Source organism: Wolbachia endosymbiont of Nomada ferruginata (assembly GCF_001675785.1).
Classification (GTDB): domain Bacteria; phylum Pseudomonadota; class Alphaproteobacteria; order Rickettsiales; family Anaplasmataceae; genus Wolbachia; species Wolbachia pipientis.
This window is the reverse complement of sequence record NZ_LYUY01000133.1, coordinates 1-2,548: the sequence shown is the minus strand read 5'-3', so window position 1 is coordinate 2,548 and position 2,548 is coordinate 1. Positions and strand designations below refer to the sequence as shown.

The following is a 2,548-nucleotide window of genomic DNA, read 5'->3' as shown; positions in this document are numbered from 1 at the left end:
CGTGGACTTCTTCTCCTCTCTCTAATATCAACTCTGTTCCCTCTACTGGCAGTTTATCGCTACTTATTCTTTTTCCCTTCTCTAGACGATCTGCTAGGTATTCTAGTCTTTTGGCACCTTTTCTTGACATCTCTCCATATTCTTCCTCCTGCATTCTATAAGCTAATCTTGGTATCAGATATTTCCTCGAATGTTGCGGTGCCTCTTCCCCAAATACCTTTTTCCATATTTTCCTCAGCTCTTCCAACGCTTTTTTCTCTAAACATTTTACCTCTTTTTCTACTTTTTTTTCCATATAATCACCTTTTCAAACACAGCACTTCTGAATTTTTAAACGCTATAGATCCACAAGCTCTTCTTTTACACCTGCTGCCATACTTTCCCTTGTTCTTTCTATAAACTCCCTCTGCTTATTTGCGATTTTTACGTTCTCTAACACTTCTTTTATCTCTTTATTATTTTTCGCATAATCTATCGGGGTTTTGCCAAACTCATCCTTTTGCTCTACACCTGCTCCGGCTTTCACTAGCTCTTCTACTATTTTTATCTCTGATACCATGGAAGCCAGGTGTAACGGGGTAAATTTGCTACTTCGTTCCACTGCGTTTACATCGGCTCCTGCCTTTATCAGCTCTTTTGTGTTTTCTACACATTGCCCCATGACTGCTAAGTGCAGTGGTCTATATTGTCCCGCATCTGCCACATTTACATTTGCTCCTTTTTGGATTAATAACCTCACTTTTTTTGATTCCCACCGCGTAATGTACTTCCTTTTGTGTCTTTTTTATTAATATTTTCTATTGAGTTATCTAATACCTCTTTCCATGCCTTATTAAACTCTTCTCTCTCTTTCTTATTAAATTTTACCATAATGTTCCTCAGCTATTAATGTAATATAAAGTGGCTCCAATTTGGCTCACTTGTTTATTTACTAGCTACTTTTTCACTTAGTGCTATTTTGGCATAAAAAGCAAGTTTTTTTTGCTAAATTTACACATTTTTTCCACATATTATGTTAAGATATAAATCTATATGCTTAATCTATTAAATCCACCTCCTGCAGTTGTAATTCATTTACGTTTCGTTTCTCCATTACCTCCTCTATTGCCTTGTTTGCTTCTCCATACATCACTTCTACATCTCTCATATTCACTCCCTTCTTTTCTAGATAACTTGTCACTTTCGGGTAAATTTTTGCATAGTTTAGTGGGCTACATCCAAATTTATCTACTGTATCAAGATCTCCTCCTGCATTTATCAGCTCTTCTATTGTTCCTATTCTTCTTGCTAAACAGGCTAAGTGTAGTGGTACTGCTTTATTGTTTGATTTTGCATTTACTGTAGCTCCTCCTTCTATCAGCACTTTCACATTTTTTCTTCTTCCTAAAAACGCTGCTAGGTGCAACGGTGTCTCGCCTCTATTGTTTCTATCGTTTGTACCTGCACCTTTTTCTATTAATAACTTTATTACTTCTGGCTCTGACACCTGTGCTGCTCGGTGCAATATTGTGCAACCTGCTGCGTCTTTTTCATTTATTTGTTGAAACCTGTTTTCTGATAATGCTTTCAATAACCTATCAAAAACATTCCTTGCTTCTTTCCTTGACATAACATACCTCACTTTCCCTTTGAAATTTTCGCAACCAAACTCTTTGCTCATCTTTTTGAGCTCCCTTCTCACCACATCTTGCTTAAGTCTGCCTCCACCACTTCATCAATCATTTCGTTCACTTTGCACATTATCTTGCTTGCTAAATTTTGACATTCTTTCTTTATTGATGATTTGTCTCTCTTCCTTATTTCTTCTATCTCTATTATTTTTAACTCAGGTAAATAGCTCCTATCCAACATATCTGCTATTTCTCCCACTAGACCCTCTATTCCATAGCACGTCAGTTTTCTACTTTTTGTTATTCCACCTTGCTTTCCCAGAAATTTCCTCGCCTTTTCATTCTCTCCATTATCCCATAGGCCATACCTTTCACTCTCCCATATATAATACATTGGTGTTGCACCATATTTATCCAGTTGATTAACTGCAGCTCCCGCTTTTACTAGCTCTTTTATTATTGCAATTCCTGCCCCTAGCCTACATGCAGAGTGCAGTGGCGTACATCCGTTGATATATTTAGTGGCATTTATTTCTCCTCCTCCCCTGATCAGCACTTTTACATTTTCTAAACTTCTCGCAAATACTGCGCAGTGCAGTGGTGTATAACCCTTTTTATCTCTTGCATTGATGTCCGCTCCTTTTATTATTAATAACTTCACTGTTTTGCAATCGGAGATTTCTACTGCATGGTGCAATACTGTTTCCCCTTTTTCATCTTTTTCATTAATATTCTTAAACGAGTTCTCTAATAATTCATAAAATGACTTATTAAAAGCTTCTCTCTTTTCCTTGCTAAATCTCATTACATACCTCACTATAAAAACATACGCCAATTTGGCTCTCTTTAGTGCAAGATCAATTTTTTTTGTTTACTTGCTACTATTAAAGTTATGTGCGTTTTGGCATGAAAAAGCAAGTCTTTTTCTGTTTATTTCA

At 36.5% G+C, this 2,548-nt stretch carries 5 protein-coding genes; all 5 read right to left on the bottom strand.

The annotated features are described in order from the left end of the window. Positions 1–295, bottom strand: a 295-nt coding sequence (locus BA053_RS05925) for a DUF2924 domain-containing protein (protein WP_065106861.1), incomplete at its 3' end; no start/stop codon positions are given. A 42-nt stretch (positions 296–337) separates the two neighbouring features. Further along, positions 338–739, bottom strand: coding sequence for an ankyrin repeat domain-containing protein (locus BA053_RS05920; RefSeq protein ID WP_245611047.1), 402 nt, complete (start codon positions 737–739; stop codon positions 338–340). Further along, on the bottom strand, positions 736–870 hold the full coding sequence (locus tag BA053_RS08430; RefSeq protein ID WP_255356257.1) for a hypothetical protein: 135 nt from the start codon (positions 868–870) through the stop codon (positions 736–738). The genes BA053_RS05920 and BA053_RS08430 overlap by 4 nt, the downstream gene beginning before the upstream one ends. 166 nt (positions 871–1,036) lie before the next feature. Further along, positions 1,037–1,609, bottom strand: a complete 573-nt coding sequence (locus BA053_RS05915; RefSeq protein WP_167347029.1) for an ankyrin repeat domain-containing protein — start codon at positions 1,607–1,609, stop codon at positions 1,037–1,039. A gap of 68 nt (positions 1,610–1,677) precedes the next feature. Then, positions 1,678–2,415 carry an ankyrin repeat domain-containing protein gene (locus BA053_RS05910; RefSeq protein ID WP_065106860.1) on the bottom strand — a complete coding sequence of 246 codons (738 nt, stop codon included), beginning with the start codon at positions 2,413–2,415 and terminating at the stop codon, positions 1,678–1,680. Positions 2,416–2,548: the final 133 nt, after the last annotated feature.